Source organism: Paenibacillus sp. yr247 (genome assembly GCF_900103825.1).
In the GTDB taxonomy this organism is placed as follows: domain Bacteria; phylum Bacillota; class Bacilli; order Paenibacillales; family NBRC-103111; genus Paenibacillus_E.
Map to the genome: position 1 here is coordinate 1 of NZ_FNIF01000071.1, position 3,034 is coordinate 3,034.

The window sequence follows — 3,034 nt, forward strand, 5'->3', positions numbered from 1 at the left end:
TGCAACAAAATGGAAGTAACCTTATACCAGTCATCGCCGAACGCAATTAAAAAATATCTTGCACCGATTATCAATTACGATAAGGTTTACCGCTGGTTAATCATGAAAAAATACATTCAAAAATTTCCTTCCGATTCTTTGATATATAAACGGCAACTTATGCAATTGGTTAAAAAATTATTGGATCAAGGAATCATTCCATCAAAGGGGATAGGTCGGTATTATAATCCGTATGCTCCTAACCTGCGCCTGAAGCACTTACGATTGAAAGGAAGCAAACAGATCGTGGTCATTGATTATGGAGGATTTAAATATGCACATAAATCATAATGGACGTGGAAAGAAATTCTTAGGGGTGGGTGCCCGAAAAATCGTATATGATCTCGGCAACAAATACGTTTTAAAAAGTAGCCAAATCAAAATATGGAGTTAAGAGCAATAAACGAGAAGTTATTACTTTTTATTCATCCCTGCCCCCCGTTAAAAAACATCTTGGTGAAATTAATGGTTATGATAAAAACTATAATTGGATAACCATGAAAAAATATAATCAGGAGTGCCCCCGCACAAAAAAATATATGAAGAAAGTTTACCGGGTGAAACGGTTATTTATGAAATATGGCTTGATTCCATATGAGATTTCAAAAAAGGGAATACCTAACTATCAAAACTTACGTGTAGAGAAAAATAATCAGATTATCATCATTGATTATGGAATTTTTAGATTTCGTCGAAAAAGATAAATACAACGACAAAGGAAGCCCTTGTACGGCTACTTTGTCATGTACTGGAAAACAAAACGAAAAATTCTATGGGGATCCTGAAGATCGCGGCCAAATTAGTACCATATTTTAAGTAAAGGAAAAGCTTAAAACCTCCCCCTCCCGTCCCCCTACCGGGCAGTTTAATTCAATACTAACTACCAACTATCCTCGAATTGTGTTACCATAAGTCAACAAAACTGCATTTTTTGGGAGAGTGCGAAATGGCAAAATTTAATGAAAAACTATATTTAGTTGGTATGTATAATGACCCCTATTTCCCAAATTCTTTAGTAGACAAAGTCAAAGCACAATTGGTAGAAGTCGTTGAATATTTAGAATCTGGGAACCGTAGCATTAACGATATCCAATTGAAATTTGATGATATGACAGATGCTATAAATGAATTGCAAGCGGATTTTTATGAAGACGACAGCGAGATTGAGACGGCTGCAAGGGATTCTATCGGAAAAACCGTTGAAGAAATTTTGAAACATTTTAATATTCGTTTAGACGCAGAAGAAGCAATTCGAAACAGGGAGTGGTAAGCACAAACTATTCTTTTTGCATAACGTAACAAATAAGCAAACTCCAGCATACCATAGAAGTCGCTTCATTTCTTGATTATCGGAATTATCTACCCAAACAAAAACGGATACCTCTTTCATGGGAGTATCCGTTCTTGTAACATTCCCGTCTCTTGCCTGTCTTTATCAGTATTTGTCGGTTTTTCTGCCTTGCTCCTATACCTACCTTGACCTTTGGTGGAAGGTTAATAAACAATTAAATGAAGCTGCCGCGCGAAGGAACGGCAGCTTCATTACGTTAACGGGCAGGATAATGGAAATGTCTGGAGAAGTTATTAAAAACCAAGAATAAGGATGCTTGGCTTCGGGGGTATTTGAAATGTTTAAAAAAAGTGAATCACAAACGAATACTAAAGAGCGAATATTCGAAATAGAAAACATTATCAAAAGCGAACTTTTTTCAATGTCAGCAAACATCGATAAGAAAGAGGTGTGCGCAAAAATAATAAAGGCTTGTGATGGTATAGAAGATCCAATGGGATACTATTATCAAGCAATCGCTTATAAGTGGCTAGGTGCCAAATTTAGACAGGAAGTCATATTAAAGAATAATAAATTTTTAGAAAATCCTAAGTTTACATTTGATCCAAATAGAAAGACTTATAAAAGTGGTGGAGTAGTTGTCACTCAAGTAGATATATTATTTGAGATTTATAAAGATTTAGGAGAAGCATTTGAAGGTGAATATCTCTTTGAGGAATCTTTAGCTGCTTACAAAAAGTCTCTTGACCTAAATGAAAGCATACCATCAATTTATTGCAATTTGGCTCAAGTTTACTCAAAGATGAATAAACTTGAAGAGTCGATTAATATTTTAGAACAAGGTAAAAGAAGCAAATATTACGAAATTAAGCATTTCAAAACTCCTCTTGGTGATGCTGTTAAGGATGATACTTTTGTTATTGTAATTGACAAACACTTAAGAGAGTACAAAGATAAACTTGCAAAAGGGTATATCTACAAGCCTAGAAAAAGAAGAGTTTAACATGTGAAAGACTATTGGTCTAACATGACAGCAACTTCCTCAACCGATGAGGACAAAGAAACAAGTTGTTCATAATGTTGATTATTTCTTTGATGTTGGTAGTGAGGTTAATTGATAGTTATGCAATAAAGAAATTTATTAAATATCTTTTTCAAAAAATAGGATTCAAAAATAAGCAGCTATATATTACTACATTTATAACATCTCTTTTATTATCAATAATAATATTGTTGATTTTATTTGGGGCAACATCAATAACACTTCTTGGTTCAATCATGTATCTTATTTGTTATTCATATTGGCTTCTTCTAGATTTCGTAAGTATGAATTTCAATTCCAAGTATATAAAATTCATTGATAGCAAGCTTTTCAGGTTCTTTTTTGGCATAATTGTCTTCTGTAGTGTATTTTTTTTTACGGCTTTCATTTATAAATTTGATGAATTGTATATAAGTGCTTTGATTATAACTATTTTATATATGGTTTTAGTTTATAGAAAAGGTTCCTCAGGTCGTATAGCTGCAGGATAGATAAACGTTTTAAGCGATAAAATACTCAGTTTTATAGGAACCTGGGATTAACCTAACGAAAAAGGAGCATGCTACATGAAGTGACCCCAAAAAGTTAGACAGTATATAGTTAGGCTGTCTTTAGCGCATGAGTTCGGTACTGTACCGGGCTCATGCCTTTTAGTTTTGCCT

The 3,034-nt window shown here is 33.8% G+C and carries 4 protein-coding genes; all 4 read left to right on the plus strand.

Features of this window, described 5'->3' with window-relative positions:
- Positions 1 to 330: hypothetical protein (locus tag BLT91_RS32485; RefSeq protein WP_217635316.1), on the plus strand; the 330-nt coding region annotated here is incomplete at its 5' end.
- Positions 331 to 536: 206 nt separating this feature from the next.
- Entirely contained in the window at positions 537 to 743 is a 207-nt protein-coding gene (locus tag BLT91_RS32220) for a hypothetical protein (RefSeq protein WP_217635317.1), read from the plus strand.
- Positions 744 to 985: 242 nt separating this feature from the next.
- Entirely contained in the window at positions 986 to 1,309 is a 324-nt protein-coding gene (locus tag BLT91_RS30390; protein ID WP_090827994.1) for a DUF5713 family protein, read from the plus strand.
- Between the two features lie 358 nt (positions 1,310 to 1,667).
- Positions 1,668 to 2,333, plus strand: coding sequence for a tetratricopeptide repeat protein (locus BLT91_RS30395; protein WP_090827995.1), 666 nt, complete (start codon positions 1,668 to 1,670; stop codon positions 2,331 to 2,333).
- The last annotated feature ends 701 nt before the right edge of the window (positions 2,334 to 3,034 follow it).

Excerpts from the sequence above, each read along its gene's own strand:
- BLT91_RS30395 (WP_090827995.1), top strand. The coding sequence starts at position 1,668 with ATGTTTAAAAAAAGTGAATCACAAACGAATACTAAAGAGCGAATATTC.
- BLT91_RS32220 (WP_217635317.1), top strand. The coding sequence starts at position 537 with ATGAAAAAATATAATCAGGAGTGCCCCCGCACAAAAAAATATATGAAG.
- BLT91_RS30390 (WP_090827994.1), top strand. The coding sequence starts at position 986 with ATGGCAAAATTTAATGAAAAACTATATTTAGTTGGTATGTATAATGAC.